26 protein-coding genes are annotated in these 26,300 nt (G+C 70.3%); 18 read left to right on the top strand and 8 right to left on the bottom strand.

What is annotated here, in order from left to right; all coding sequences use genetic code 11:
- Window positions 1-76 precede the first annotated feature (76 nt).
- Window positions 77-928, top strand: a complete 852-nt coding sequence (locus ACFWPA_RS00985) for a tRNA (adenine-N1)-methyltransferase (protein WP_378507092.1) — start codon at window positions 77-79, stop codon at window positions 926-928.
- A 75-nt stretch (window positions 929-1,003) separates the two neighbouring features.
- Here ACFWPA_RS00985 and ACFWPA_RS00980 read toward each other — a convergent pair whose 3' ends face one another.
- The gene (locus ACFWPA_RS00980) at window positions 1,004-1,501 is read right to left on the bottom strand and encodes a nuclear transport factor 2 family protein (protein ID WP_378569448.1); all 498 of its coding nucleotides are present in this window, start codon (window positions 1,499-1,501) and stop codon (window positions 1,004-1,006) included.
- Between the two features lie 185 nt (window positions 1,502-1,686).
- On the opposite strand from ACFWPA_RS00980, the gene arc reads away from it, so the two are divergent.
- The gene (gene arc / locus ACFWPA_RS00975; RefSeq protein ID WP_378507094.1) at window positions 1,687-3,462 is read left to right on the top strand and encodes a proteasome ATPase; all 1,776 of its coding nucleotides are present in this window, start codon (window positions 1,687-1,689) and stop codon (window positions 3,460-3,462) included.
- 65 nt (window positions 3,463-3,527) lie between these two features.
- On the opposite strand, the gene ACFWPA_RS00970 is transcribed toward arc, so the two are convergent.
- Window positions 3,528-4,229 (bottom strand): TetR/AcrR family transcriptional regulator, encoded by a 702-nt coding sequence (locus tag ACFWPA_RS00970; RefSeq protein ID WP_378569446.1) that lies wholly within the window; start codon window positions 4,227-4,229, stop codon window positions 3,528-3,530.
- A 72-nt stretch (window positions 4,230-4,301) separates the two neighbouring features.
- Window positions 4,302-4,847 carry an NUDIX domain-containing protein gene (locus tag ACFWPA_RS00965; RefSeq protein ID WP_378507096.1) on the bottom strand — a complete coding sequence of 182 codons (546 nt, stop codon included), beginning with the start codon at window positions 4,845-4,847 and terminating at the stop codon, window positions 4,302-4,304.
- Between the two features lie 34 nt (window positions 4,848-4,881).
- Here ACFWPA_RS00965 and ACFWPA_RS00960 point away from each other — a divergent pair, with 34 nt between their 5' ends.
- From ACFWPA_RS00960 to prcA, 6 genes are all read left to right on the top strand, one after another.
- Entirely contained in the window at window positions 4,882-5,283 is a 402-nt protein-coding gene (locus tag ACFWPA_RS00960; RefSeq protein ID WP_378507097.1) for a nitroreductase family deazaflavin-dependent oxidoreductase, read from the top strand.
- Window positions 5,280-6,527 (top strand): hypothetical protein, encoded by a 1,248-nt coding sequence (locus ACFWPA_RS00955; RefSeq protein WP_378569444.1) that lies wholly within the window; start codon window positions 5,280-5,282, stop codon window positions 6,525-6,527. Before ACFWPA_RS00960 ends, ACFWPA_RS00955 begins: the two co-directional genes overlap by 4 nt.
- Window positions 6,528-6,704: 177 nt before the next feature.
- The gene (gene dop, locus ACFWPA_RS00950) at window positions 6,705-8,204 is read left to right on the top strand and encodes a depupylase/deamidase Dop (protein ID WP_378507099.1); all 1,500 of its coding nucleotides are present in this window, start codon (window positions 6,705-6,707) and stop codon (window positions 8,202-8,204) included.
- A gap of 134 nt (window positions 8,205-8,338) precedes the next feature.
- Complete coding sequence (locus ACFWPA_RS00945) at window positions 8,339-8,533, top strand: ubiquitin-like protein Pup (RefSeq protein WP_378507100.1); 195 nt, start codon at window positions 8,339-8,341, stop codon at window positions 8,531-8,533.
- Window positions 8,530-9,414: a proteasome subunit beta gene (prcB, locus tag ACFWPA_RS00940; protein WP_378569442.1), complete on the top strand. Its 885-nt coding sequence runs from the start codon at window positions 8,530-8,532 to the stop codon at window positions 9,412-9,414. Before ACFWPA_RS00945 ends, prcB begins: the two co-directional genes overlap by 4 nt.
- Window positions 9,411-10,181, top strand: coding sequence for a proteasome subunit alpha (prcA, locus tag ACFWPA_RS00935; RefSeq protein WP_378507102.1), 771 nt, complete (start codon window positions 9,411-9,413; stop codon window positions 10,179-10,181). The genes prcB and prcA overlap by 4 nt, the downstream gene beginning before the upstream one ends.
- Before the next feature lie 31 nt (window positions 10,182-10,212).
- On the opposite strand, the gene ACFWPA_RS00930 is transcribed toward prcA, so the two are convergent.
- Window positions 10,213-11,682 carry a phosphatase PAP2 family protein gene (locus tag ACFWPA_RS00930; protein ID WP_378507103.1) on the bottom strand — a complete coding sequence of 490 codons (1,470 nt, stop codon included), beginning with the start codon at window positions 11,680-11,682 and terminating at the stop codon, window positions 10,213-10,215.
- 72 nt (window positions 11,683-11,754) lie between these two features.
- Here ACFWPA_RS00930 and pafA point away from each other — a divergent pair, with 72 nt between their 5' ends.
- The 7 genes from pafA to ACFWPA_RS00895 all read left to right on the top strand — a co-directional run bounded on the left by pafA (window position 11,755) and on the right by ACFWPA_RS00895 (window position 20,130).
- Window positions 11,755-13,113 (top strand): Pup--protein ligase, encoded by a 1,359-nt coding sequence (pafA, locus tag ACFWPA_RS00925; protein ID WP_378507104.1) that lies wholly within the window; start codon window positions 11,755-11,757, stop codon window positions 13,111-13,113.
- A 35-nt stretch (window positions 13,114-13,148) separates the two neighbouring features.
- Entirely contained in the window at window positions 13,149-14,135 is a 987-nt protein-coding gene (locus tag ACFWPA_RS00920; RefSeq protein WP_378569440.1) for a helix-turn-helix transcriptional regulator, read from the top strand.
- Window positions 14,132-15,100, top strand: coding sequence for a helix-turn-helix transcriptional regulator (locus ACFWPA_RS00915; RefSeq protein WP_378507106.1), 969 nt, complete (start codon window positions 14,132-14,134; stop codon window positions 15,098-15,100). The genes ACFWPA_RS00920 and ACFWPA_RS00915 overlap by 4 nt, the downstream gene beginning before the upstream one ends.
- A 72-nt stretch (window positions 15,101-15,172) precedes the next feature.
- Window positions 15,173-15,430 (top strand): Sec-independent protein translocase subunit TatA, encoded by a 258-nt coding sequence (tatA, locus tag ACFWPA_RS00910; RefSeq protein ID WP_378507107.1) that lies wholly within the window; start codon window positions 15,173-15,175, stop codon window positions 15,428-15,430.
- A gap of 66 nt (window positions 15,431-15,496) precedes the next feature.
- Window positions 15,497-16,417 (top strand): twin-arginine translocase subunit TatC, encoded by a 921-nt coding sequence (gene tatC / locus ACFWPA_RS00905; protein ID WP_378507108.1) that lies wholly within the window; start codon window positions 15,497-15,499, stop codon window positions 16,415-16,417.
- Window positions 16,418-16,496: 79 nt separating this feature from the next.
- Window positions 16,497-19,199 carry a DEAD/DEAH box helicase gene (locus ACFWPA_RS00900; protein WP_378507109.1) on the top strand — a complete coding sequence of 901 codons (2,703 nt, stop codon included), beginning with the start codon at window positions 16,497-16,499 and terminating at the stop codon, window positions 19,197-19,199.
- A 130-nt stretch (window positions 19,200-19,329) separates the two neighbouring features.
- Window positions 19,330-20,130, top strand: a complete 801-nt coding sequence (locus tag ACFWPA_RS00895; RefSeq protein ID WP_378569438.1) for a DUF4333 domain-containing protein — start codon at window positions 19,330-19,332, stop codon at window positions 20,128-20,130.
- 6 nt (window positions 20,131-20,136) lie between these two features.
- Here the strand turns inward: ACFWPA_RS00895 and ACFWPA_RS00890 are convergent, their stop codons facing one another.
- On the bottom strand, window positions 20,137-21,327 hold the full coding sequence (locus ACFWPA_RS00890) for an erythromycin esterase family protein (RefSeq protein ID WP_378569436.1): 1,191 nt from the start codon (window positions 21,325-21,327) through the stop codon (window positions 20,137-20,139).
- Between the two features lie 114 nt (window positions 21,328-21,441).
- Between ACFWPA_RS00890 and ACFWPA_RS00885 the strand changes: the two genes are divergently transcribed.
- A complete protein-coding gene (locus ACFWPA_RS00885) occupies window positions 21,442-22,137 on the top strand; it encodes a MerR family transcriptional regulator (RefSeq protein ID WP_378507112.1) in 696 nt (231 codons plus the stop codon).
- 12 nt (window positions 22,138-22,149) lie between these two features.
- On the opposite strand, the gene ACFWPA_RS00880 is transcribed toward ACFWPA_RS00885, so the two are convergent.
- Window positions 22,150-23,103 carry a 5'-3' exonuclease H3TH domain-containing protein gene (locus tag ACFWPA_RS00880; protein ID WP_378507113.1) on the bottom strand — a complete coding sequence of 318 codons (954 nt, stop codon included), beginning with the start codon at window positions 23,101-23,103 and terminating at the stop codon, window positions 22,150-22,152.
- A gap of 38 nt (window positions 23,104-23,141) precedes the next feature.
- Here ACFWPA_RS00880 and ACFWPA_RS00875 point away from each other — a divergent pair, with 38 nt between their 5' ends.
- Entirely contained in the window at window positions 23,142-24,278 is a 1,137-nt protein-coding gene (locus ACFWPA_RS00875) for a M24 family metallopeptidase (RefSeq protein WP_378569434.1), read from the top strand.
- Window positions 24,279-24,353: 75 nt separating this feature from the next.
- Complete coding sequence (locus ACFWPA_RS00870) at window positions 24,354-25,310, top strand: R2-like ligand-binding oxidase (RefSeq protein WP_378507115.1); 957 nt, start codon at window positions 24,354-24,356, stop codon at window positions 25,308-25,310.
- Window positions 25,311-25,316: 6 nt separating this feature from the next.
- Here the strand turns inward: ACFWPA_RS00870 and ACFWPA_RS00865 are convergent, their stop codons facing one another.
- Window positions 25,317-25,763 (bottom strand): hypothetical protein, encoded by a 447-nt coding sequence (locus tag ACFWPA_RS00865; protein ID WP_378507116.1) that lies wholly within the window; start codon window positions 25,761-25,763, stop codon window positions 25,317-25,319.
- Window positions 25,764-25,851: 88 nt separating this feature from the next.
- Window positions 25,852-26,265 carry a pyridoxamine 5'-phosphate oxidase family protein gene (locus tag ACFWPA_RS00860; RefSeq protein ID WP_378507117.1) on the bottom strand — a complete coding sequence of 138 codons (414 nt, stop codon included), beginning with the start codon at window positions 26,263-26,265 and terminating at the stop codon, window positions 25,852-25,854.
- Between the last annotated feature and the right edge of the window lie 35 nt (window positions 26,266-26,300).

Here is a 26,300-nt window from a genome sequence, read left to right as displayed (position 1 = left end):
GGGTATGCGCGGGGTCCGACACGCCGTCGGGGCCGGTGCACGGGTCGCCGGGAACAACCGCAGAGGAGCAAGCGAGATGTCAGCGTTGCAGGGTCGACCGACCGGACCGTTCCGGGTCGGGGACCGGGTCCAACTCACCGATGCGAAGGCGCGCAAGTACACTGTCGTGCTCGAGGCGGGCAAGGAGTTCCACACACATCGCGGCGGCATCCTGCACGACGACCTGATCGGCACGCCCGAGGGCAGCGTCGTCACCTCCACCAACGGCACCCCGTACCTGGCGTTGCGCCCGCTGCTCGTCGACTATGTGCTGTCGATGCCGCGAGGAGCCCAGGTCATCTACCCGAAGGATGCCGCGCAGATCGTGCACGAGGGGGACGTGTTCCCCGGTGCCCGAGTGCTCGAGGCGGGCGCGGGTTCCGGTGCGCTCACCTGCTCGCTGCTCCGCGCCGTCGGGCCCGAGGGCAAGGTCACCTCGTGGGAGGTCCGCGAGGATCATGCCGAACACGCGGTCCGGAACGTCGAAACCTTCTTCGGTGGCCGCCCCGACAACTGGGAGCTGGCCATCGGCGATCTCGCCGACTATGACGCCGACGTGCACGGGCAGGTTGACCGGGTGGTGCTGGACATGCTCGCGCCATGGGACGTGCTGCCCGCGGTGTCGAAGGCGCTGGTCCCCGGCGGGGTGCTGATTGTCTACGTCGCGACCACGACACAGCTGTCGAAGGTGGTCGAGGCGATGCGGGAACAGGAGTGCTGGACCGAGCCGCGGTCCTGGGAGTCGATCGTGCGCGGCTGGCACGTCGTCGGCCTCGCGGTGCGCCCCGAACACCGGATGCAGGGGCACACAGCCTTCCTCGTCAGCGCCCGGCGACTCGCCGAGGGCACGGTGACCCCGAAGCCGCAGCGCCGCCCCAGCAAGGGCTAGCTGCGCTGCGCTGCGCGCCCGTGCGTGAGTTTTACCCTGGTCGGGGTAAAACTCACGCACAGTTGCCGAAGGCGACTACTTCACGCAGGTCAGCTGGCCCATGCCGAGGATCGTGCAGACCGCGTCGTCGGAGATGATCCAGGCGCCGTCGTGCTCGTCGAAGGTGACCTCGACGGGGGCGCCGCCGTGCGGACCCGCGATGGTGGTCGTCGCGGTGACGGTGTCGTCGTCGACCGCGACCACCTTGGTGACGTCGGCAGTCAGGGGGTAGCCCTGCAGCACGCCGTTGAACTGTTCGAGGACCGCGGCCTGCTTCTCGCCGTCCTCGATCAGCACGACCTTGTCGGCAGCGGGAACCGCGGGGTCGAAGAAGGTCGCCAGCGTCGCGTTCAGCGTCTCGGCGCCGGGAGCGGCCGCTGCGGCTGCGGTGTTCGCGCTGGTGGTCGCGTCGGCGACGGTGCTGCTCGCGGTGCTCGTTGCCGGGGTGTCGGCGGCGTCGTCGGAACCGCATGCCGTGAGCCCGAGTGCAACGAGGACGGCTCCGGTGGCAATGAGTGTCGTACGGGTGATCACGGGGAACTCTTTCCTGTGAGGGGCGCTCCTGCCGGGACCGGGAGCAATGTAGGTGAGGCTAACATGGCTGGTGGGGTGTCGGTGGTGACCTGCACCGTCCCAGATTGTGCGATGTCCCAAGTGTCGCAACACACTTTCGTGGGCACGGCGGTAGCGTTGAGGGATCGAACTGGGAGGAGTCGCACATGAGCGCAACAGAGAATCCGGACTCGGTGGCTGCCAGGGCGGAACTCGAGGCCCTCAAGCTTGAGGCCGCTGCACTTCGCCGACAACTTGCCCAGTCTCCGGAGCAGGTGCGTGAACTCGAGTCACGCGTGGATTCCCTGTCGATTCGCAACTCGAAGCTGATGGACACGCTCAAGGAGGCGCGCCAGCAACTGATCGCGTTGCGGGAAGAGGTCGACCGCCTCGGTCAACCCCCGAGCGGCTACGGCGTGCTGATCTGCGCGCACAACGACCAGACGGTCGACGTGTTCACGTCGGGACGGAAGATGCGGCTCACCTGCTCGCCGAACGTCGACACCGACGAGCTCAAGCCGGGGCAGACGGTGCGGCTGAACGAGGCGTTGACGGTCGTCGAGGCGGGCACCTTCGAGCGGATCGGAGAGATCTGCAGCCTCCGCGAGATCCTCGATGACGGGGAACGCGCACTGGTGGTCGGGCATGCCGACGAGGAACGCGTCGTCTGGCTCGCGCATCCGCTGGCGGTCGCTGCCTCGGATGAGACGTTGCACCCGGACGACGAGGACATCGACTCACCGACCCGCAAGCTGCGGCCCGGTGATTCGCTGCTGGTCGACACCAAGGCCGGGTACGCCTTCGAGCGGATCCCGAAGGCCGAGGTGGAGGACCTCGTGCTCGAGGAGGTCCCGGATGTCGACTACGGGGACATCGGCGGTTTGGGTAGGCAGATCGAACAGATCCGGGATGCCGTCGAGTTGCCGTTCCTGCACAAGGATCTCTTCCACGAGTACGCACTGCGTCCGCCGAAGGGTGTGCTGCTGTACGGTCCGCCCGGCTGCGGCAAGACCCTGATCGCGAAGGCGGTCGCGAACTCCCTCGCGAAGAAGATCGCCGAGGCGCGCGGTCAGGATGCCAAGGACGCGAAGTCGTACTTCCTGAACATCAAGGGCCCCGAGCTGCTGAACAAGTTCGTCGGCGAGACGGAGCGGCACATTCGGATGATCTTCCAGCGCGCGCGGGAGAAGGCGTCCGAGGGCACCCCGGTGATCGTGTTCTTCGACGAGATGGATTCGATCTTCCGGACCCGCGGGTCCGGGGTGTCGTCAGACGTTGAGACCACGGTGGTTCCGCAGCTGCTCAGCGAGATCGACGGCGTGGAGGGCCTCGAGAACGTCATCGTGATCGGTGCGTCGAACCGCGAGGACATGATCGACCCCGCGATCCTGCGACCGGGCAGGCTCGACGTGAAGATCAAGATCGAACGCCCGGACGCCGAGTCCGCGCAGGACATCTTCTCGAAGTACCTCACCGAGACGCTTCCGGTGCACGCCGACGACCTCGCCGAATTCCGCGGTGATCGGGCGCTGTGCGTGAAAGCGATGATCGAGCGGGTCGTGGACCGGATGTATGCGGAGAGCGACGAGAACCGGTTCCTGGAGGTGACGTACGCGAACGGCGACAAGGAGGTCCTGTACTTCAAGGACTTCAACTCGGGCGCGATGATCCAGAACATCGTGGATCGGTCGAAGAAGTACGCGATCAAGGCGGTGCTCGAGACCGGCGCACCCGGCCTGCGCGTGCAGCACCTGTTCGACTCGATCGTCGACGAGTTCTCCGAGAACGAGGACCTGCCCAACACCACCAATCCGGACGACTGGGCACGCATCTCGGGCAAGAAGGGGGAGCGGATCGTCTACATCCGCACGCTGGTCACCGGCAAGAACGCCAGCGCGAGCCGGGCGATCGATACCGAGTCGAACACCGGTCAGTACCTGTAGCGGAGGGCGGTCAGCGCCGAGCGCGGTGGGGGCGGCGGAGGCGTCGTACCCACCGCGCCTGCGTGTCAGGCCCTCCCGTTGACGGCCCGAGCCCGTTCGAGCGCGCGGATCGCTGACTCTCGATTCATGCCGTTCCCGACGGCGAGGGCGACGAGAAGTGAATGGGCGACCGTGTCGTCCGCGGTGTCCAGATGGCCGGCGATCCGCAGCATCGCGTTGCCGTGCAGCGCGCTGAAGAGCTCCGCGGCGAGGGCCAGCCGCTGCGCGTCGTGCTCCTCGGGGCCTGCCTGCCGACCGGGACCCGTCCCGGACAGTGCGGCGAGGAACGTCGCGAAGGCCGCGCCGCCCCCGTGCGCCTCGATGGGTGCCCCCGTCCCGACGACGTCCGTTCGTCGGCCCGGGCCCCGGTCGGAGGAGGTGTGCTGGAACATCGTCGTGTACAGCCGCGGGTGGTCTCGCGCGAATGCCAGATAGGTGAGCGCGATACCGAACAGGTCGGCGAGGGGGTCGCCGGATCGGGGAGCGGCCGCCATCGTCCGGCCGAGCAACCCGAACCCGTACTCGACGACGGCGCCCACGACCCCGCCGACGCTTCCGAAATGCGTGTAGACCGACATCGTCGAGGTGTGCGCGTCGGACGCGAGTCGGCGCACGGTCAACGCGGAGGGCCCCTCCTCGACGACGACCGCGATCGCCGCGGACAGGACGGCGTCCCGCACGGCCTCGCGGTCCCGTGAACTCCCGGCTGTGCTCTCATACGCTGCCATAACATTGCAATATTATAGGTATGACAATGGCACGGCACCGGGTCTGGCCCGACCCGCGAAGCCGCGGCGCCCTCACAGCACGATGTCGGCGAGCAGCGCCCTGGTGTCCGGAACGAACGGCCACTCCGGGTCGGCCAGGTGGGTGCGCAGTGCGTCGCCGGTCCACCACCAGCCGTCGACGACCTCGCTCGGCTGGTGTACGACCGGACCGTCCCACCGGCCTTCGAACGCGAACAGGTGGCAGCGGAGCGGCCTGCCCGCCCACGTCCCGTCCCAGGCGAGCCGCGCCAGCGGGGTGAGGTCGATGCCGCGGACCCCGAGCTCCTCCTCGAGTTCCCTGGCTGCGGTTGCGGCGGGGGTTTCGCCTGGATCGACGACGCCACCGGCGAGGCAGTCGTGCATGCCCGCGAAGACGGACTTGTCGGGGGAGCGGCGGTGGACGTAGAGCTGGCGCCCGTCGGTCGAGCGCAACAGCACCCCGGCGCTCGCGTGCCAGAGGCCCTCGGCGTACACCCGGGACCGCGGCGCCGAACCGATCACCAGTCCGGCCTTGTCGTAGACGGCGACCACCTCGTCCGGCGCGGGGATGGGCGGGCGGGGTCCGTGGTCCGATTCCATCGGGTCATCGTCTCAGGCGGGTTAGGCTGACCGGGTGCCTCTCCCGAGGCGGCTCGCCCGCTTCAACGCGATGGTGACCAATCGCCTGGTGCTCCCGGTCGCCGGATGGCTGCCGGGATTCGCGATCGTGCTGCACCGTGGCCGCCGCTCGGGCCGCCTCTACCGGACGCCGGTCAACTGTTTCCGGGTCGACGGCGGCTACCGATTCGCGTTGACCTACGGTCCCGACAGTGACTGGGTTCGCAATGTCGTCGCGGCGGGTCGGGTCGACATCGCCTCCCGCGGCCGCCTGCTGACCCTGACCGATCCGCGCCGGGGAACGGACCCGGGGGCGCGGTGGGCGCCGTGGCCAGCGCGGTCGGTGCTGCGGCGGATCCGGGCGGGCGACTACCTGCAGTGCACCCTGTCGTCGACGTCGAAGGGGCCGGTCCCATGAGCACATTCGGCCGCCGGTGTGCGTGCGCCTGCATCGTGGCAGCGTTCGCCGCTGCGCCCGCGCCAACGGCACATGCCTTCGCCGAGGACGTCTGCTACTCGCAGGAGGGCGTGCCCGCACACAACTGCGGCCCGCTGCCGCCACCGTGCCCGACGGACATCCCGACCGCTCCGGCGTGCGGATTGCAGGCCTTCCTCGCGTACGGCTACACCCTGCGTCAGCCCCTCGGCGGCCGCAGTCTCGTGCACGCCGACACCACCTATCTGCTGGCCCGCACCGCCGGATTCCCCGAACGAGACGCGTACTGGATCGCGGCCTACGACGAGGCGACCGATCTGGGCACCTTCACACCGCGGGACGTCGACGGCAGGCCCGTGCCGGGCGCCGACACCCTGACCACCAGGGACATCGGTGGCCTGGTGCGAACGCACTTCGCGACCGGCGGGTTCCTGTTCCACTTCCCGCCGACCCTGGGTCCGTCGACGCCGCAGGAGGGCCTACGACCGGACGTCACCGACCCGCGCCACGAGGTGATGCTCGCGCACCTGCGCCGCTGGGCAATGGCCGGTCCCGGCGGCGACGCCCCGCTGTGCACGGGCGGGTTCACCACCGCGTCGGCCGCTGGCGATCTCGGTACCGGCCCCGCCTGCTACGCGGACCCGTCGCCGGTACCGATCGACGGCGAGTACAGCGTCGTCGCTCCCGTCGCCGTGCCGTTCACCAACGCGACGGGGGAGCAGGTCGTCTCCGGTGACGTCAGGTCCGACCGGTTCGACTCGTGGATCGGTGACCAGGCAGCGAACGCACGAATCGGGATCTACCTGCACGCGCTCGCCGACCGGATCTCGCACCACGCCTGCGTCGACGCGGGAACCACCGTGCCGCCGACACCGGAACAGCCAGCGTTCCGGGTCGAGTTGAACACGCCGTCCTGCGACCAGGGGCCGCACGCGCTGCGCCACGAGTACGAGACGGGTGAGGACTTCGACTCGCTCACCCCGGGGGACAGGACGACCGAGGCCGCCCTCGCGATGGTCTACGACGAGTTGCTCGCCTTCGCCCGGGCCCGCGGCGTGCTCGACGCACACGCGGGTTCCCCCGAGGCACGGACGGCGGTCCTGGATCGGGGGTTGGTGCCCGCACTCGAGATCCGGGACCCCCTCGCACGGATGGCCGCGGTCTCGGAGGTGGGCTGCCGAGCCGGGGCGGCACCCCTCCCCGGCGCTCCCGTGTGCGCGGAGTGACCGGTGTCAGCAGGATGGTGAACTGCGGACGTCACCTGCAATAATGTCATAAGGCAACTTATCGGCACTTAATCCGGCGCCGGACCCCCGGAAACTCCCGACCCAAAGACCCCGCCCTGAACCGGGCGGGTGGCGTCCGGGGTATGCGCGCACGCCGGACGCTCTACGCTCGACGCCATGCAGCGGATCATCGGTATCGAGGTCGAGTACGGCATTTCGTCCCCGTCGGAGCCGACGGCGAACCCCATCCTGACCTCCACCCAGGCGGTGTTGGCCTACGCGGCCGCCGCGGGCGTTCCCCGCGCGAAGCGGACCCGCTGGGACTACGAGGTTGAATCGCCGCTGCGCGACGCGCGCGGCTTCGACCTGGGACGGTTCAACGGGCCCGCACCGGTCATCGACGCGGACGAGGTAGGCGCCGCCAACATGATCCTCACCAACGGCGCCCGGCTGTACGTCGACCACGCCCACCCCGAGTACTCAGCCCCGGAGGTCACCGATCCGCTCGACGCCGTGATCTGGGACAAGGCGGGGGAGCGGGTGATGGAGGCCGCGGCACGGCACGCGTCCAGCGTGCCCGGCGCCCCTCGACTCCAGTTGTACAAGAACAACGTCGACGGCAAGGGTGCGTCCTACGGAACGCACGAGAACTACCTGTGCTCGCGGGACACGCCGTTCTCGGCGATCATCGCTGGCCTGACGCCGTTCTTCGCGTCCCGCCAGGTGATCTGCGGTTCCGGCCGGGTCGGGCTCGGGCAGTCGGGTGACGAAGCGGGCTTCCAGCTCTCCCAGCGGGCGGACTACATCGAGGTCGAGGTCGGACTCGAGACGACCCTCAAGCGGGGCATCATCAACACCCGCGACGAGCCGCACGCGGACGCCGAGAAGTACCGCAGGCTGCACGTGATCATCGGCGACGCGAACCTCGCCGAGTGGTCCACCTACCTGAAGGTCGGGACCACGGCGCTCGTTCTCGATCTGATCGAGGCCGGGGTGGACCTGTCGGACCTGCAGTTGGCGCGCCCGGTGACCGCGGTGCATCAGATCAGTCACGATCCGACGCTGCGGCAGACGGTTGCGCTCGCCGACGGACGCGAGATGACCGGCCTTGCGCTGCAACGGGAGTACCACCAGCGTGCGGCGAAGCTGGTCGAGCGGGACAGCCCGGACGACGCGCGCGCCGCAGACGTGCTCACGAAGTGGGCGACGGTGCTCGATCTGCTTGAGCGGGATCCGATGGAATGCGCGCACCTGTTGGACTGGCCGGCGAAGCTGCGAATCCTCGAGGGGTTCCGTAATCGGGAGGGCCTGGCCTGGTCGGCACCGAAACTGCACATGCTCGATCTGCAGTACTCGGACGTCCGGCTGGACAAGGGCCTGTACAACCGGCTGGTGGCGCGCGGTTCGATCGAACGGCTGGTTGGCGAGCAGCAGGTCCTTGACGCGGTGCACACCCCACCGACCGACACCCGCGCCTACTTCCGGGGTGAGTGCCTGCGCCGCTTCGGGGCGGACATCGCCGCGGCGAGCTGGGACTCGGTGATCTTCGACCTGGGTCGCGACTCCCTGGTCCGGATTCCCACCCTCGAGCCGCTGCGGGGCAGCAAGGCGCACGTGGGAGCGCTGCTTGAGGCGGCGAGTTCGGCGGCTGACCTGGTCGATCAGTTGACGACGTGACAATCGCGCGCGACACGACGACGAATCGTCCCGGTGTCGTCGCCGATCGGTAGGGTGAAGGTCCGAGCACGAACGGTCACCGACGGTGCGTGCACGGACACGGTGCAGTGCGAGGAATGAGGAGGTCGGCGGCTATGGCGCAGGAGCAGACCACACGCGGTGGCGGGGGCGACGACGACGACGCGGCCGTCGGTGATGGCGGTGCGGGTCAGGAACGTCGCGAGAAGCTCGCAGAGGACACGGACGACCTGCTCGACGAGATCGACGACGTGCTCGAGGAGAACGCCGAGGACTTCGTTCGCGCGTACGTGCAAAAGGGCGGCCAGTGACGCCGGATTCCCCGGCGGCGCGCATGGTGCTCGGAGGCGGGGGGCTGCGCTTCGACGCGCAGTTGTCCTCGTTCGCCGAGCACCTGCGTGTTCATGCGCCGGAACTGTTGCCGGAGAACCGGTTCGACCTCGGCTCTCGCGGTGGAAGTGGTGAGTCGATGACCACCCGATCGGACATCGCGCCGCACGGGACGACGATCGTGGCATTGACCTTCGCCGGCGGCGTCCTGATCGCGGGCGACCGGCGCGCGACAATGGGCAACGTCATCGCCAGCCGGGACGTCGAGAAGGTGTACGTGACCGACGACTACTCGGCGGCCGGGATCGCGGGTACGGCGGGCGTCGCGATCGAACTGGTGCGGCTGTTCGCCGTCGAATTGGAGCACTACGAGAAGATCGAGGGCGTCCCACTGACGTTCGACGGCAAGGCGAATCGGCTCTCGTCGATGGTGCGGGGCAACCTCGGCGCCGCGATGCAGGGGCTGGCCGTCGTCCCGCTCCTTGTCGGATACGACCTGGACGCGTCCACCCCGGCGAAGGCGGGGCGGATCGTCTCCTACGACGTCGTCGGCGGTCGCTACGAGGAACGCGCCGGATACCACGCGGTCGGATCGGGATCGCTGTTCGCGAAGTCGGCGCTGAAGAAGACCTTCGACCCGGCGGCCGACGAGGCCGGGGCCCTGCGTGCCGCGGTCGAGGCCCTGTACGACGCCGCCGACGACGATTCGGCCACCGGTGGCCCGGACCTGACCCGCGGCATCTACCCGACCGCGGTCGTGATCACCGATGGCGGGGCCGCCGTTGTGTCCGCGGATCGGCTGGCCGATCTCGCCCGCACGGTCGTCGCCGACCGCACCAAGGAAGCAGGTGGCACGCCGTGACCATGCCGTATTACGCCTCCGCCGAGCAGATCATGCGGGACCGCTCGGAGCTGGCCCGCAAGGGGATCGCGCGGGGTCGCAGCGTGATCGTGTTGACCTATGCGGACGGCGTGCTGTTCGTGGCGGAGAATCCGTCCTCGTCGCTGCACAAGGTCAGCGAGCTCTACGACCGGCTGGGATTCGCGGCGGTCGGCAAGTACAACGAGTTCGAGAACCTGCGCCGCTCGGGCATCATGCACGCGGACATGCGCGGGTATTCGTACGACCGCCGTGACGTCACCGGCCGCTCTCTCGCGAACGCGTACGCGCAGGTGCTCGGCACCATCTTCACCGAGCAGCCGAAGCCGTACGAGGTGGAACTGTGCGTCGCGGAGGTCGGGCGGGCGGACCAGGACCATCACGCGCAGTTGTACCGCATCACCTACGACGGGTCGATCGTCGACGAGCAGCAGTTCGTCGTGATGGGCGGCGCGACGGAACCGATCGTCACGGCCCTGCGGGAGTCGTACCGGCCGGGAACCGACCTCGCGACCGCGGTCACCCTCGCTGTCGATGCGCTCCGGGACGGCACCGCGGCAGCCAACGGTGAGGGTGAGCGTCGCGTGATCGGGGTGTCCGGCCTTGAGGTCGCGGTCCTCGATCAGTCGCGGCCGCGGCGCGCGTTCCGCCGGATCACCGGCAGTGCCCTCGAGGCGCTGCTGCCGGTCGACCCGGCCGCGCCCGGCACCGAACCGGTGGAACAGCCCGACCCGGGCGGCACGGAATAGGCCCGACCCGGGCGGCACGCAGGAGGCCCGGCTACGGCCCGGTCCCGCGGTAGAGCACGACGCTGTGCGGCCTGCTGCGGAACTCGAAAAGGCGACCGTCGGCGACCACCTCGCCGTCGGTCGCCAACGCGACCGGATCCCCGGCGATCTCGACGGCCAGGGTTGGGGTGTCCCGGTGAGCGTAGGCGCGGGAGCCACCCAGCGTCCCGGTCAGTGCCGCGCCAATCAACCGCAGGCGTGACCATCGGTGATCGGCGAGCAGGTAGCGCACGTCCAGGGTTCCGCGGTGGATGTCGGGGCGCGACATCGGTACCTGGTCCGGGGGCGTGTAGCGGCCGTTCCCGACGAACAGCATCCATACCGAGTGTGCGATCCCGTCGATCCTGGTCGGCAACGGGCTGGCGGAGGCGAGGACGCGGATCATCGCGAGTCCCGCTGCGGGCCACTTGCCGAGCCGAGGCTCCCACCGCTCGCGCAGGCGCACCACATCGGGGTATCCACCGAGGCTGGCGGTGTTAACGAACGGACGCTCCGGTCCTCCGTCGACGCGGACCGCGCCGAGGTCGACCAGTTCGGCGGCGCCGCGCTCGATCGCTGTTGCGGTCGATTCGACATCGCCGACCCCGGCGTCCCGCGCGAAGTGGTTCAGGGTGCCGCCGGGAAACACCGCGAGCGGCAGGGCATGCCGGACGGCGGCCTCGGCCACGGTCACGACGGTGCCGTCGCCGCCGCACACGCCGAGCGCCCTGGCGTCGAGGGTGCTGATGGTCCGGTCGATCCGCGCGCCGAAGTCGGCGCCGGGGTCGAGTTCGACGACCGTCGCGGCGGGCAGCCGCCGCTCGATCTCGGTGCGGGTGGGATCCGGTCCGGCGCCGGATCCGGTGTTGACGAAGACGATCATCCCGGCGCCGCGGGGCAGTGCGTGCGTCGCCCGGTCGGGGCCAAGGGTCGCCGGCTCCTGGTCCCGGACCGCCCACCATGCTCGGGTGGCGACCGCGACCGCGGCGCCGACGGCCAGGCCGGCAACGACATCGGACGGCCAGTGCACGCCGGTGTGCACGCGGGAGTATCCGACCGCCGCGGCCAGCGGCGCGACCACGACCCCCACCAGCGGGTATTCGAGTCCGACACCGGTGGCGAACGCGGCAGCGGATGCGGCGTGCCCGGACGGGAACGAGGAGGAGCTCGGGGCGGTCAGCCCGCGGCCCCGCGGGAACTCCGGCAGGTCCGCGGGCGGACGCCTGCGGGGGCAGAGCGGCTTGAGCACCGCGTTCGACAGCGCGCTCGCGCCTGCGAGGGACAGCAGGCCCCGCACCGCGGCCCGGCGTGGCCGTCGCCCGCACACCGCGAGGCCAGCGGCGACCCCCGACCACAGCACCCCGTGGTTCGCCAGGGTGCTCAGCGCGCGCATCCCGGGGTCCACCGGGGACGGTGGTCGGTCGGCGATCCACCGCATGACGATCCGGTCGGTACTTTCCGCGGAAGGTCTCACTTCGGCCACGTTCCCACGCTACGGCGGGAAGGCCGACGAGGAACACCGTATCGGAGACCTCCGGCGTTGTACTGTCGAGGTGTGCAGCGGCGAATCATGGGAATTGAGACCGAATTCGGGGTGACGTGCACCTTCCACGGGCATCGCAGGTTGAGCCCGGACGAGGTGGCCCGGTACCTGTTCCGCCGGGTCGTGTCGTGGGGGCGGAGCTCCAATGTGTTCCTCAGGAACGGCGCACGCCTGTACCTCGACGTGGGATCGCACCCGGAGTACGCGACCGCCGAGTGCGACGGGCTCGCTCAGCTCGTCACCCACGACCGGGCCGGGGAACGGGTCCTCGAGGATCTGCTCGTCGACGCCGAGCAGCGGCTCGCCGAGGAGGGCATCGGCGGGGACATCTACCTGTTCAAGAACAACACCGATTCGGCGGGCAACTCCTACGGCTGCCACGAGAACTTCCTCGTGGTTCGGGCCGGGGAGTTCTCCCGCATCTCGGATGTCCTGCTGCCGTTCCTGGTGACCCGCCAACTGATCTGCGGAGCTGGGAAGGTCCTGCAGACCCCCAAGTCGGCGACATTCTGCCTGTCGCAACGCGCCGAACACATCTGGGAGGGCGTCTCGTCCGCGACCACCCGGTCCCGGCCGATCATCAACACCAGGGACGAGCCGCACGCGGACGCCGAGAAGTACCGTCGCCTGCATGTGATTGTCGGCGATTCGAACATGGCCGAGACCACCACGATGCTCAAGGTCGGTTCCGCGGCGCTGGTGCTGGAGATGATCGAGGCGGGCGTCTCGTTCCGTGACTTCGCCCTCGACAACCCGATCCGCGCCATTCGCGAGGTCAGTCACGACATGACCGGACGGCGGCCCGTCCGGCTCGCCGGGGGGCGGCAGGCCAGTGCCCTCGACATCCAGCGCGAATACCACGCGCGGGCGGTCGAGCATCTCCGCAACCGTGAGCCCGACCCCCAGGTCGAGCAGGTCGTTGAGCTCTGGGGGCGGATCCTCGACGCGGTCGAGTCCCAGGACTTCGCGAAGGTGGACACCGAGATCGACTGGGTGATCAAGCGGAAGCTGTTCCAGCGGTACCAGGACAAGCACAATCTGGAGCTCGCCGATCCGCGGATCGCGCAGCTCGACCTCGCCTACCACGACATCAAGCGCGGCCGCGGGGTGTTCGATCTGCTGCAGCGCAAGGGTCTGGCGAAGCGGGTGACCGAGGACGATCAGATCGACGCCGCCGTGAACACCCCACCGCAGACCACCCGGGCGAAGCTGCGCGGCGACTTCATCGCCGCCGCCCAGGACGCGGGCCGGGACTTCACCGTGGACTGGGTGCACCTGAAGCTGAACGACCAGGCCCAGCGAACCGTGCTGTGCAAGGACCCGTTCCGGTCTGTCGACGAGCGCGTCGAGCGTCTGATCGCATCAATGTAGTGGTGCCGTCGGGGCATGTCCTAGGCTGCTGATCCGTGGCGACCAGCAAAGTCGAGCGGCTGATGAACCTCGTCATCTGCCTGCTCTCGACCCGACAGTTCCTGACGGCGGACAAGATCCGTCAGAGCGTTGCGGGCTACGACGAATCGGCGAGCGACGAGGCGTTCTCGCGGATGTTCGAGCGGGACAAGAACGAGCTGCGGGACCTGGGGGTTCCGTTGGAGGTGGGGCAGGCGTCCCGGTTCGGCACGGTTGAGGGCTACCGGATCAGCCCCGAGGCGTACGCGCTGCCGGAGATCGACCTGACCAGCGAGGAGTCCGCCGCCGTCGCGATCGCGGTGCAGCTGCTCGAGTCCCCGGAGTTGGGGTCGGCCGCGCAGGGGGCGGTGTTGAAGCTGCGGGCGGCGGGAGTGGCCGTCGATCGGGAATCCGCGGCGGCCTTGTTCACGGCGCTGCCCGCGCGGGCCCGCGGGTCGGAACCTGCCCTGGAGGCGGTGCTCGCCGCGATCGAGGCCGGTCGCGCGATCCGTTTCGAGCATCGCTCCGCGCGAACCGCGCCGGTCACGACCAGGCATCTCGAGCCGTGGGGTGTTGTCACCCATGACGGCCGCTGGTACGTGGTCGGACATGATGTCGACCGGGACGCCACGCGCACCTTCCGGCTGTCGCGGATCGGGGACGAGGTCGTCCCGGTCGGGCCGCGGGGTGCGGTGCGCAAACCGGACGGGGCGGACCTGCGTGCACTGGTCGGGCGTGCGGTGGGCACCGCGTGGGTGTCCGGCGCCGCGACGGTGTGGGTGCGGGACGGGCGTGCCCACGAACTGCGCCGCCTCGGCCGCCCGCTGCGCCCGATGACGGTCGCCGGGCGGGACGGGGTGGTGCTCGACGTCCCGGTGCGGTCCCGGGACTGGATCTCGCGACTGATCGCCGGCTACGGGGAGGATGCGTTGGTGCTGGAACCGGAGTCGTTGCGGTCCGACGTGATCGCCCGCCTCACGGTCGCCGCGGGAGGGGCCCGATGAGCCAGCGGCTGACACAGCGGCTCTCGCGACTGCTGAACATGGTTCCGTACTTTGTTGCCAATCCGGGGATCACGAAGAGTGCGGCCGCCGCCGAGCTGGGGGTGTCGGTGGCGCAGTTGACGACCGACCTGAACCAGTTGTGGGTGTGTGGGCTGCCCGGGTACGGGCCGGGTGACCTGATCGACCTGTCCTTCGAGGAGGAGACGGTCGCGGTCACCTTCGCGGCCGGGATCGATCGGCCGCTGCGGCTGACCTCGACGGAAGCGACGGCGCTGCTGATCGCGTTGCGGGCGGTAGGGGAGTTGCCGGGGACCGCGGACCCCTCCTCGGTGCAGGGGGCGATCGCGAAGATCGAATCGGCTGCTGGTGTCGCGGCCGGGGGCGTGCTGACGCAGTCGGTGGCCGACCCCGGGCCGGAGAGCCCTGTCGTCGCTGCTGTCCGGTCCGCGGTGCGCCGGGGAAACGCGCTGAGGATCACCTACTTCTCGGCGTCCAGGGACGCGGTGACCGAGCGGGTGGTCGACCCGATCCGGGTGGTCGCTGTCGACAACCACAGCTATCTGCAGGCGTGGTGCAGGCAGGCAGGGGGGGTGCGGCTGTTCCGATACGACCGGATCGACGCGGCCACCGAGCTTGACGAGCAGGCGCGGCCGCCGGGGGACGGGTACGACGTGTCGGCGTCGCTGGAACTGTTCCACGACGACGCGACGCTCCCGCAGGCGCGGCTCGCGATCGCACCGGACCACGCCTGGGTGCTGGACTACTACCCGATGACGGACGTGGTGGTCGGCGCGGACGGCGTGGTCGAGGCGTCGATGCGGTACGCGTCGTCGGCGTGGATGGCCCGGCTGATGGCGGGGTTCGGTCCGGGGGTCCGGGTGATCGGTCCGCCGGAATTGTCGGAGTCCATTCGGGCCAGGGCGAGCGCGGCCCTCGACCTGTACCGACACTCGACGGGCACGTGAGTCCGGGCATTCCACCCCTCAGGACCGCCGAGCGTCCGGTAGCATCGTGCCAACTGATTCCTGGAGGTAAAAATGGGTGCAATGAGCCCCTGGCACTGGGCCATTGTGGCGCTGGTCGTCGTGATCCTGTTCGGTTCGAAGAAGCTGCCCGACGCGGCCCGCGGCCTCGGTCGCTCCCTGCGCATCTTCAAGAGCGAGGTCAAGGAGATGCAGAACGACGGCGCCTCCACTGCCGCCGCCCCGGCCGCTCCCTCGCAGCTGCCCGCCTCGGCCCCCGACGCGCAGGCCACGGCGACCGACGCAGTACGCACGGAGCCCAAGGCGTCCTAGTCCGACCGTGCGACCGGGGCGGACCCGCCCCGGTTCACTGCTGAGCAGAACCAAGGGCCCCCATCAGTGCGTATCCCCTTCGACCCGCGGCGCAGCAGGCGCCGGGTCAACCCCGACGGCACGATGTCGTTGATCGACCACCTGTATGAGCTGCGCACGCGGCTGCTGTGGTCGATCCTCGCGATCCTCGTGACGACCGCCTTCGGCTTCTTCTGGTATTCGCACCAGATCTTCGGCATGGACAGCCTCGGTGACATCCTCCGCGGCCCGTACTGTTCGCTGCCGTCGGAGGCCCGCGCGGACCTGACCGACGACGGCGAGTGCCGCCTCCTCGCGATCGCCCCGTTCGAGCAGTTCATGCTTCGGTTCAAGGTCGCGTTCACCGCAGGCATCGTGCTGGCCTGCCCCGTCTGGCTGTACCAGCTGTGGGCGTTCATCACTCCGGGTCTGCACAACCAGGAACGTCGCTACGCGATCGGGTTCGTCGCCTCGGCGGCGGCGCTGTTCGTCGGCGGCGCGGTGCTGGCGTACCTGATCGTGGCGAAGGCCCTGCACTTCCTGCTGACGATCGGCGGGGACGTGCAGGTGACCGCGCTCGGCGGCGCGGAGTACTTCGGGTTTCTGATCAACCTGCTGATCATCTTCGGTGTCAGCTTCGAGATCCCCCTGCTGATCGTCGCGCTCAACGCGGTCGGCATCCTCACCTACGAGAAGCTGTCGTCGTGGCGGCGCGGGCTGATCATGGCGATGTTCGTGTTCGCGGCGATCGCGACGCCGGGGCAGGACCCGTTCTCGATGCTGGTCCTTGCGCTCGCGTTGACCGTGCTGCTCGAGGTCGCGATCCAGGTCGCCCGCCTCAACGACAGGCGCAAGCAGCGCAAGGCCTCGGCAGGCTGGGGAGCACTCGACGACGACGAGGCGTCCCCCCTCGACGACGCCGCCGACATCGCGTCGCCCGCGCGGGTCGACTACTCGGACACCCTCTGACCGTCACCGACCGCGACAACCATCGGACACCGACCACGCCCGCCGCGGCGCGGTCGGTGTCTGTCGTTAGCCTGACGGTGTGCAACCTGACGGTGTGGAACTGGACGTCTTCGCGAGCCTGCTGAACTTTCCGCTGGACGGCTTCCAGCTGGAGGCCTGCCGCGCGCTCGAATCCGGGCACGGGGTGCTGGTCTGCGCGCCGACGGGTGCGGGCAAGACGGTGATCGGCGAGTTCGCCGTGCACCTGGCCCTGGTGTCGGGTCGCAAGTGCTTCTACACCACCCCGATCAAGGCGTTGAGCAATCAGAAGTACGCCGACCTGGTCGACCGCTACGGGAAGGCGTCGGTCGGGCTGCTCACCGGCGACGTCAGCATCAATTCCGACGCACCGGTGGTCGTGATGACGACCGAGGTGCTGCGGAACATGCTGTACGCGAACTCGCCGACGCTGCGCGGGCTCTCCCACGTGGTGATGGACGAGGTGCACTACCTCGCCGACCGGTTCCGCGGCGCGGTGTGGGAGGAGGTGATCCTGCACCTTCCGGAGGAGGTGCGGCTGGTCAGCCTGTCCGCGACGGTGAGCAATGCGGAGGAGTTCGGCGCGTGGATGGGCACCGTCCGCGGCGACACCGAGGTCGTCGTCGACGAGGTGCGGCCGATCCCGCTGTTTCAGCACATGATGGTCGGCCGTCGCCTGTTCGACCTCTTCGACACCACCTCGCAGTCCGCCGACCCGGCGGCCCGACTGGTCATCGACCGGGACCTGGTGCGGCATCTCAAGCAGCGTCAGGCCCTTGACCGCCACGACACCTGGCAGCCCCGCGGTCGGGGTCGCGGCCCGGCACCGAGTTCCGCGACTCGGCCGCTGCCCCGGCCGGAGGTGATCGCCCGCCTCGACGAGGAGGGGCTGCTGCCGGCGATCACGTTCATCTTCAGCCGCGCCGGGTGCGACGCCGCGGTGACGCAGTGCCTGCGGTCCCGGTTGCGGCTGACCACCGAGGATCAGGCCGAGGAGATCGCCGCGATCATCGACAGGCACACCGGTGACCTGCCCAAACACGACCTGGCGGTGTTGGGGTACTGGGAATGGCGGGAGGGTCTCGAACGGGGCATCGCTGGTCACCACGCCGGGATGCTGCCCGCGTTCCGACACACCGTCGAGGAACTGTTCGTCAAGGGGCTGGTGCGGGCGGTGTTCGCCACCGAGACGCTGGCGCTGGGCATCAACATGCCCGCCAGGACCGTGGTCCTCGAACGCCTCGTGAAGTACAACGGGGAGACCCACGCCGAGCTGACGCCGGGCGAGTACACCCAGCTGACCGGCCGGGCGGGTCGGCGCGGCATCGACATCGAGGGGCACGCGGTCGTGCTCTGGCAGCCCGGCGTCGAGGCGACCGAGGTGGCGGGGCTCGCGTCGACCCGCACCTTCCCGCTGCGCAGTTCGTTCCGACCGTCCTACAACATGTCGATCAACCTGATCGACCGGATGGGCGCGGCCGAGTCGCGGTCGCTGCTGGAGCGGTCGTTCGCACAGTTCCAGGCCGACCGGTCGGTCGTCGGCCTGGTCCGGTCGATCGAGCGGGACGAGCAGGCGCTCGCGGGGCTGCGGGATCAACTCGGCGGCGAGGACGGCGAGTTCTTCGAGTACGCGCAGCTGCGGGAGCGGGTTCGGACCAGGGAACGGCAGCTGGAACGGCAGGGCCGCACCGATCGCCGCCGGGACGCGGTTGCTGCGCTGACGACGCTGCGGCGCGGCGACGTGATCGCCATCCCGGCCGGCCGCCGATCGGGTCTTGCCGTGGTGCTCGAACCCGACGCGGACCCGACCGATCCGCGGCCGCTGGTGCTGACCGAGGACAAGTGGGCTGGCCGCATCTCGGCGGCGGACTTCCCGGCGCCCGCGAAGGCGCTGGGCACGATGCGGTTGCCGCGGCACGTCCAGCACAACACCGCCCGTACCCGGCGCGATCTGGCGTCGGCGCTGCGCAGCACCGGGATCGTCGCCCCCGGCAGGCACCCGAAGCGCAGGTCGGCCGCGGCGCACGACGGGGAGTTGGCCGCGCTGCGTCGGGCGCTGCGGGCCCATCCCTGCCACACCGCACCGGACCGGGACCGGTTGAGCCGGATCGGGGAGCGGTACAACACGCTGGCCAGGGACCTCGACGGGAAGCGGCAGAAGGTGGCCGCGACGACGAATTCGCTGGCCCGCACCTTCGACCGGATCCTCCGGTTGCTGGCCGAGCGGGGGTACACCGATGCGGGGGCGGTCACCGAGCAGGGGCACCGGCTGATGCGGCTGTACTCCGAGAGTGACCTGCTGGTCGCGGAGTGCCTGCGGCGCGGCACCTGGAAGGGTCTGGCGCCCGCCGAACTGGCCGCGGTCGTGTCGGCGTTGGTGTTCGAGTCCCGGCAGGACGCGTCGACGACCGATCGTGGCCCGACCGCGCCGATTCGGCATGCGCTCGGCGAGACGGTGCAGTTGTGGTCGGCGCTGCGGACCGACGAGGTCCGGCACAAGCTTCCGTTGACCCGGGAACCGGACTTCGGGTTCGTCGCCGCGATCCACCTGTGGGCGCGCGGTGAACCCCTCGTCGATGCGCTGCTCGCGGCGGGCGACCGCGGCCAGGCGCTGTCCGCGGGTGATTTCGTGCGCTGGTGCAGGCAGGTGATCGATCTGCTCGACCAGGTGCACCAGACGGCGCCGGATCCGGAGGTGCGGTCGGCGGCGGCGAAGGCGGTCGGCGCGATCCGGCGCGGGGTGGTCGCGATCGACGCGGCCTGACCGGCGCCGCCGGGGCGGCCGGGGCCGTGTGGTTGGATTTGGTCGCGCTCTGCCGCCACCCGGGGGTTCGTGCAACGAGGGTGGAGACGGGGGTTCGTGACGTGTGAGCAGCGACGAGTGGAGGCGGCAGATGAGTGGTCCGGACAACGGAGGGACCGACGGCGGGGTCGGCGACGACCGCCAGAACGGTGACCCGGCGCCCGAGGCGACACCACAGCCACCGACACCGCCGGCCACCGGACCGGAACCCGCTACCCCGTCGGCGACGACCGCGCTGCCGCAGCAGCCGCAGCCGCAGTGGAGCCAGCAGGCGTGGAGCGCCGAGCAGCAGTACGTCCCCCCGCAGTACCCGGTGCAGTATCCGCAGGCCCAGTACGGCCAGTATCCCGCCCCGTACCCGTCCGGGTACCCGACGGGACAGCAGCCCAGCGGACAGTACCCCGCGCCGCCGTACCCGGGTCAGCAGTATCCGGCGCCGCCGCAGTACCCGCAGGCGCCGCCGTCCGGCCAGTTCATGCAGCACCCGCAGCCCGGCCAGTATCCGCCGCCCGGCGGGTACCCGCAGCAACCGGGATACCCGCAGGCGCCGTACCCGCAGCAGGCGGCGGCCGCCCCGAAGTCGAAGCTGCCGATGTGGATCGGTGTCGGCATCGGGGCGGCGGTCGTCGTCGCGGTGGCGGTCCTTGCGGTCCAGATGGTCGGCGGCGCCACCCTCGATCGGACCGCCGCGCAGAAGGGCGTCGCGCAGGTGCTGACCGGGTCGTACGGTCTCACCGACGTGGCGGACGTGGTGTGCCCGGCCGATCAGAAGGTCGCCGCCGGGGCGACGTTCACCTGCACGCTCGAGGTCGACGGTGAGCCGCAGAAGGTCACGGTGACGTTCACCGACGACGACGGCACCTACGAGGTGAGCCGCCCGACCGCCGGGTAGGGCGTGCTACCAGTAGCGATGCTGCGCGCCGTCGCTGTCGGCGACGAACACGACCGCGTCGGCGCGATCGAGGTCGCCCCGAGTCAGCGGGAGGTGGCCGCGGACGATCGGATCCCCGGCCTCCACCGTGGGCGGCAGGGCGGCCCGGAGCGCAGGCGCGGCGAACAGGGAGCGGCGGGTGGTCGCCGCGGCGAGCATGCCCTGCAGGGTGCCCGGTGCGTTGTCCGGCGCGGCGTCGGCGGCCACGAACAGGTACCGGTCGCCGAGCGCGCGTCCGACGAGTTCACCCGCCCCGGCCCCGGCCAGGGTCTCGGACGGCGCCCGCCGGAGGTGGGCGTTGTGCGCGAACACCAGGCCAGGGCCGCGCCCCTGCTCCCGCGCGACGATCGCGAGCAGGTTCGCCGCCATCAGCTCCGAACGGATCCCGAGCAGGGTCGCGATCCGGTCGGGGGACGGCGTTGCCATCGCGGCGTGATAGCGCAGCAGTCCCCGCGCGGTGCGGGCATGCGCGACCGCGAGATCGTGACCGGCGGAGTCCGGGTCGGGCGCCGCGTGGTGCAGCGCGTCGGCGACGGCGTCGGCAACGCCGCGCAGTGTTCGGGCTCGGGCGGTGCCGCCGACGGATACGGTCGGGTCGTACATCGCGGCCTCGTTGGTCCAGTCCGCCTCGTCGCCGAGCAATCCGTCGAGGTCGCGGACGGCCTCCGGTCGCAGCGCCGCGGGCAGGTGGTCGACGGCGACGGACAGCGAGTGCCGGGGGCTCGGCGCGCTGGCGAACTCGAGCGGCGCGTCGAAGCCGTGGAACCGGACCCGGTCGTGGGGCGCGCGACCGGCGTTGTGGCCGCGGAGCCAGTCGAGGAGCTCTCGGTTGCCCGGGAGCGTGCCGAAGCCGTGACTGAATCCGGTGGCGAGGACGGTGTCGATATCGACGTCCGCACCGGCCACGAAGGCGTCGACGACGCCGGCGGCGAAGATGTCGGTCTCCAGCACGATCGACCGGAATCCCCGCCCGACGAGGTGCCGCAGCAGGTCGTTGCGCAGCGCCGGGAAGGCGTCGATCCCGTGAGTCGGCTCGCCAAGGGCGAGCAGGGTGGGCGGAGCGGACCGGCCGCGGAGCAGGTCGTCGACGGTTCGTCCCAGGGTTGCCGGATCGTCGAGCGGCCTGCCGATCCCGCGCAGCGCGGTGGCATCGAACATGAGTGCACCCCATTCTCGTAGTGGTGCACTCGACGGTATCGTTGAAGATTCGTGTGAAGTTTGGCCACAATCACCTGGCCTGATGGCCCAAAAACCTCAAACAGGGGGTGCGCTGTGCGACCCGTCGATCTGGCCAGGGAACACGGGGTGTCGGCGCAGGCGATCCGCAACTACGAGGACGCCGGGGCGCTGCCGCCAGCCGATCGGTCGGCGGCAGGCCACCGGCGCTACACGCCGCTGCACGCGCAGGCCCTGCGCGCCTTCCTCGCTCTGCGTCGCGGTCACGGGCATCGCCGCGCGGTCGAGATCATGCGCGCCACCCACCGCGACGATCCGGAGTCGGTCTTCCGCCTCGTCGACGCGACCCACGCGGCGCTGCTCACCGAACGCGAGACCCGATTCGAGGTTGCGGCGACGCTCGGGGCGCTGTCGTCCTCGGCGCCGGAGCCGGTGCCGGGCCCGCCGCTGACCGTCGGGGAGCTCGCGCACCGGATCGGCGTCCATGCGGCGACACTGCGGGCCTGGGAGAGTGCGGGCATCGTCCACCCCGACCGGGACCGGGTGACGGGATACCGCCGCTACGGACCCGACCGCGTTCGGGAGGCGGAAATCGCGCGAGCGCTGCGTCGCGGCGGCTACCCGCTGCCGCGGATCGCCCGGTTCGTGCAGTCGCTTCGGGAGGCCGGTGGCGCGGACGCGCTGAGCGTCTTCCTCGACTCCTGGCAGGAGCGGCTGACGACCCGCGGGCGGGACCTGCTCGCGGGCGCGGCGCAGCTCGACGCCTACCTCACCCTGCGGAACCGGCGGTAGGACACGGCCGCCCTACTCGGCCCGGGACGCGGCCATCGCCGTCGTCAGCCGCCCGATCGACGCGCCGATCGCGAGCTCCTCGGCGAGCGCGGCGAGCCGGTCGGGGTCGACGGGGTCGGCGGGCAGAACATCGGGACCCGACAGGTCGACCGGCGCGTCGGTGGCAACCCGCACCACCGGCAGCGCGGCGTCGAGATAGTCGGCGGACGCCGCGAGCTTGCCGCGAATCCCCTTCGCAAGACCGGAGTCCGGGTCGTCGACTGCGGCGCGGAGGGCTGCGACGGATCCGTACTGCTGCAGCAGGGCGGACGCGGTCTTCTCGCCGACCCCCCGGACGCCGGGAAGCCCGTCGGACGGGTCGCCGCGCAGCAATGCCAGTTCGGCGTAGCCGGGTCCGGGACGGTCGGCGGGAACACCGTACTTCTCGGCGACCTCGGCCGGGCCGAACAGTTCGGCCTTCGCCAGCCCGCGCCCGACGTACAGCACCCGCACCGGCACCGGATCGTCGGAGACCACTTGCAGCAGGTCCCGGTCGCCGCTGACCACCACCACCGTGTCGTCGCGTTCGCGGGCGGCGAGGGCGCCGAGCACGTCGTCGGCCTCGTAGCCGACGGCGCCCGCGGTGGCGATCCCCGCTGCGGCGAGAACGTCCATGATCATGTCGACCTGCGGGGTCAACGTGTCGGGCACCTCCTCGACGTCCGGTCCGGCCTCGTGCGGTTCGGCGACCCGGTGCGCCTTGTACGACGGCACCAGGTCGACGCGGAAGCCGGGGCGCCAGTCGAGGTCGAGGCAGACCACCAGCCGCCCCGGCCGGTGCCGGGTGATCAGGGACGCGACCATGTCGGTGAACCCCCGCACCGCGTTGACCGGGCGGCCGTCGGCGGCCGTGAACGATTCGGGGAGTGCGTAATACGCGCGGAACCACAGGCTCGCGCCGTCGAGGAGAAGGAGGGGTCCGGTCATGCGGCCCATCCTGCCAAAGAGAACTAGGGTTGACTCCCATGAGTGCATCGAGCGAGTCATCGGCAGCCCGCTTCCCGACCGCCGTCTACGCCGACCGTCTGCGTCGTGCCGCCGCGTTGACCGCGGCAGCGGGCCTCGATGCACTGCTCATCACGCCGGGACCGGACCTGAAATACCTGGTCGGGTCGGGGGCCGCGTCGTTCGAGCGGCTCACCTGCCTGGTGATTCCCGCGGACGGGGGCACCCCGGCGGTGGTGGTCCCGACGCTCGAGCTGGCCGGTCTCGGCGAGTCCGCGGTCGCGGATCTCGGTCTGTCGGTGCGGGATTGGGTGGACGGCGTCGACCCGTACGCGCTGGTGGGGTCGCTGCTGCCGACGCCGGGGCGGACCGCGGTCGCCGAGGCGATGCCCGCGCTGCACGTGATCCCGCTGTCCGCGGCGCTCGGTGCGCCCCCGGTGCTGGCGACCGGGGTGCTGCGCGAGTTGCGCATGGTCAAGGACGCGGCCGAGATCGACGCGCTGCGGCGGGCCGGGGCGGCGATCGACCGGGTGCACGCCAGGATGGGGGAGTGGCTGCGGGCGGGCCGGACCGAGGCCGCGGTGGCGGCCGACATCGCGGCGGCGATCGTCGAGGAAAGGCACACCGCGGCGGAGTTTGTGATCGTCGGGTCGGGCCCGCACGGCGCGGACCCGCACCACGAGGTGTCGGATCGGGTGATCGCGGACGGGGACGTGGTGGTGATCGACATCGGGGGTCCGGTTGCGCCCGGCTATAACTCGGACAGCACCCGCACCTACAGCATCGGCGAGCCCACCGCGGAGGTCGCGGAGCGGTTCGCGGCGCTTGAGCGGGCCCAGCGGGCGGCGGTGGACGCGGTGCGGCCGGGGGTGACCGCCGAGTCGGTGGACGCCGCGGCGCGGGATGTACTCGCTGGCGTGGGGTTGGCGCAGGCGTTCGTGCACCGCACCGGCCACGGGATCGGGCTGTCCGTGCACGAGGAGCCGTACATTGTCGCGGGTAACCGCATCGAACTCGTGGCGGGGATGGCGTTCAGCATCGAGCCGGGCATCTATTTCCGGGGCAGCTGGGGTGCGCGGATCGAGGACATCGTCGTCGTCACCGCCGACGGGTGCGAGCCGATGAACACCCGTCCGCACGGACTCACCGCGCTGTAGTCGGCGCGGCGGCACCGAACGGACCTACAGTGTGATGGGGATCACCCGTTCACTTCGTCGTGAGGATGCGCCGACATGACCGCTACACCGCTCACCAGGCAGGGTTTCGGGTCGCTCAGGGCGGGAGGGCTCAACTGGGACGCCTTCCCGCTGCGCCTGTTCGCGAAGGGCAACGCGCACTTCTGGGATCCGCTGTCCATCGACTTCGGTCGGGACGCGCAGGACTGGGAGGGGCTGACCGATGAGCAGCGACGCAGCGCCACCTACCTGTGCACCCAGTTCATCGCGGGCGAGGAGGCGGTCACCGAGGACATCCAGCCGTTCATGAAGGCGATGTCCGCGGAGGGCAGGCTCGGCGACGAGATGTATCTGACCCAGTTCTGCTTCGAGGAGGCCAAGCACACCCAGGTGTTCCGGCTGTGGATGGACGCGGTCGGACTGACCGGCGACCTGCACCCGTACGTCGCGGAGAACCCCTACTACCGGCAGCTGTTCTACGAGGAGCTGCCCGGATCGCTGCGGATCCTGGAGTCCGATCCGAGCCCGGCGAATCAGGTGCGGGCGTCGGTCACCTACAACCACGTGATTGAGGGCAGCCTCGCGCTGACCGGGTACTACGCGTGGCAGAAGGTGTGCACCGAGTGGAACATCCTGCCCGGGATGGTGGAGCTGATCCGGCTGATCGGCAACGATGAGCGCAGGCACATGGCGTGGGGCACGTTCACCTGCAGGCGGCATGTCGCCGCGGACGACGCCAACTGGGGCGTGGTGCAGCAGCGGATGGCGGAACTGATGCCGATGGCCCTCGGGATGATCAACTGGGTGAACGATCAGTTCGAGGTGCAACCGTTCGGTCTCGACGACCAGGAGTTCGTCGCGTACGCCGCGGATCGGGCGCAGCGCCGGCTCGGTGCGATCGAGTCGGCGCGCGGCCGCCCGGTCGAGGAGATCGACCTCGACTACAGCCCCGAGGTGCTCGAGGATCGGTTCGGCGCCGAGGACGCGGCGGCGTTCGAGGAGGCGACGAGCTGACGGGGTTCAGACGATGAAGTTGCCGAAGGTGGGATTCGACTGGCACAGCGGCATGCTGCCGAGGTTGATCGACCCGAACACCGTCGCCATCACGTTGCCGTGCCCGGTGTATACCGTCTTCGAGTAATAGGGGTAGACGCCCTCAAGGTTCGCGATACCGGTCTGTCCGGTGTCGAAGTTGACCCAGGCGACGGTGACCTGGCCCGCGGCGGGGATCGGCGGCGCGGCGGGGAAGGTCTGGAAGCGGATCTCGCCGGGTGCGATCCCCGGCTCGGGCCCGGACTGTCCGGTGGCGCCGGTCAACGACATCAGGCTGCCCTGGTTCGGGCAGCCGATCGTCAGCGCGGGCGGGCCGAATGGGTGCGGCGGCCCGGCCTGCGCCGGACCGGCCGCGAGCAGTGCGGCCACCGCCGTTCCCGCCAGGACGGAGAGTCGGAGTGCTGTGCGTGTCATGGCTGCCCCTCGAGTTGGGATTCCCCGCGATCCGTGCACCTGTGCTCCGTACAACACTATGCCGGTCCGTGGGGCCGCGTCGAGGGTGTCAGCGGCCGAGCAGCCCCGCGACGCCCAGCGCGCGTCGGACGCTGATCTCGATCACGACCCGGGTCGGGTTCTCCCGTGGCGCCCGGTATCGGTTGGCGTACCGGGCGACGGCCTCGGCAACGTCGCCCGGGTCGGCGCTGACCCGCGCCGCGCCCTCAAGTGTCAGCCAGCGCGGGCCGTCGATCTGGGTGACGGCGGCATAACCCCCGCGTTCGGCGTTGAGGGCCTTCTGGGATCCGCCGTTGGTGATGATCCGCGCCAACCGCCGATCCGGGTCCCAGGTGAATCCGACCGCGACGACGTGCGGGGTTCCGTCCCGGCGCAGGGTGGTCAGCGAGGCGAGATGCCGATCGGTGAGAAACGCAAGCGCATCCTCGGTGAGGTCGGCGGGGTCGAAGGGGGTGCGGGCCATGACCCGACGTTAGGACATGCCCGCTCGGCCCGGCA

This window comes from Rhodococcus sp. NPDC058505 (assembly GCF_042720095.1).
Taxonomy (GTDB): domain Bacteria; phylum Actinomycetota; class Actinomycetes; order Mycobacteriales; family Mycobacteriaceae; genus Rhodococcus_G.
Note: the sequence above shows the minus strand (reverse complement) of the source record. Positions and strands in the feature narration are given on the sequence as shown.

Coding starts and splice junctions, on each gene's coding strand:
- ACFWPA_RS00870 (WP_378507115.1), top strand. CDS start 24,354: ATGACCGCTACACCGCTCACCAGGCAGGGTTTCGGGTCGCTCAGGGCG.
- ACFWPA_RS00945 (WP_378507100.1), top strand. CDS start 8,339: ATGGCGCAGGAGCAGACCACACGCGGTGGCGGGGGCGACGACGACGAC.
- ACFWPA_RS00965 (WP_378507096.1), bottom strand. CDS start 4,847: ATGGAATCGGACCACGGACCCCGCCCGCCCATCCCCGCGCCGGACGAG.
- ACFWPA_RS00865 (WP_378507116.1), bottom strand. CDS start 25,763: ATGACACGCACAGCACTCCGACTCTCCGTCCTGGCGGGAACGGCGGTG.
- ACFWPA_RS00970 (WP_378569446.1), bottom strand. CDS start 4,229: ATGGCAGCGTATGAGAGCACAGCCGGGAGTTCACGGGACCGCGAGGCC.
- ACFWPA_RS00985 (WP_378507092.1), top strand. CDS start 77: ATGTCAGCGTTGCAGGGTCGACCGACCGGACCGTTCCGGGTCGGGGAC.
- ACFWPA_RS00895 (WP_378569438.1), top strand. CDS start 19,330: ATGAGTGGTCCGGACAACGGAGGGACCGACGGCGGGGTCGGCGACGAC.
- arc (WP_378507094.1), top strand. CDS start 1,687: ATGAGCGCAACAGAGAATCCGGACTCGGTGGCTGCCAGGGCGGAACTC.
- ACFWPA_RS00915 (WP_378507106.1), top strand. CDS start 14,132: ATGAGCCAGCGGCTGACACAGCGGCTCTCGCGACTGCTGAACATGGTT.
- ACFWPA_RS00955 (WP_378569444.1), top strand. CDS start 5,280: ATGAGCACATTCGGCCGCCGGTGTGCGTGCGCCTGCATCGTGGCAGCG.
- tatA (WP_378507107.1), top strand. CDS start 15,173: ATGGGTGCAATGAGCCCCTGGCACTGGGCCATTGTGGCGCTGGTCGTC.
- ACFWPA_RS00875 (WP_378569434.1), top strand. CDS start 23,142: ATGAGTGCATCGAGCGAGTCATCGGCAGCCCGCTTCCCGACCGCCGTC.
- dop (WP_378507099.1), top strand. CDS start 6,705: ATGCAGCGGATCATCGGTATCGAGGTCGAGTACGGCATTTCGTCCCCG.
- ACFWPA_RS00880 (WP_378507113.1), bottom strand. CDS start 23,103: ATGACCGGACCCCTCCTTCTCCTCGACGGCGCGAGCCTGTGGTTCCGC.
- ACFWPA_RS00890 (WP_378569436.1), bottom strand. CDS start 21,327: ATGTTCGATGCCACCGCGCTGCGCGGGATCGGCAGGCCGCTCGACGAT.
- ACFWPA_RS00860 (WP_378507117.1), bottom strand. CDS start 26,265: ATGGCCCGCACCCCCTTCGACCCCGCCGACCTCACCGAGGATGCGCTT.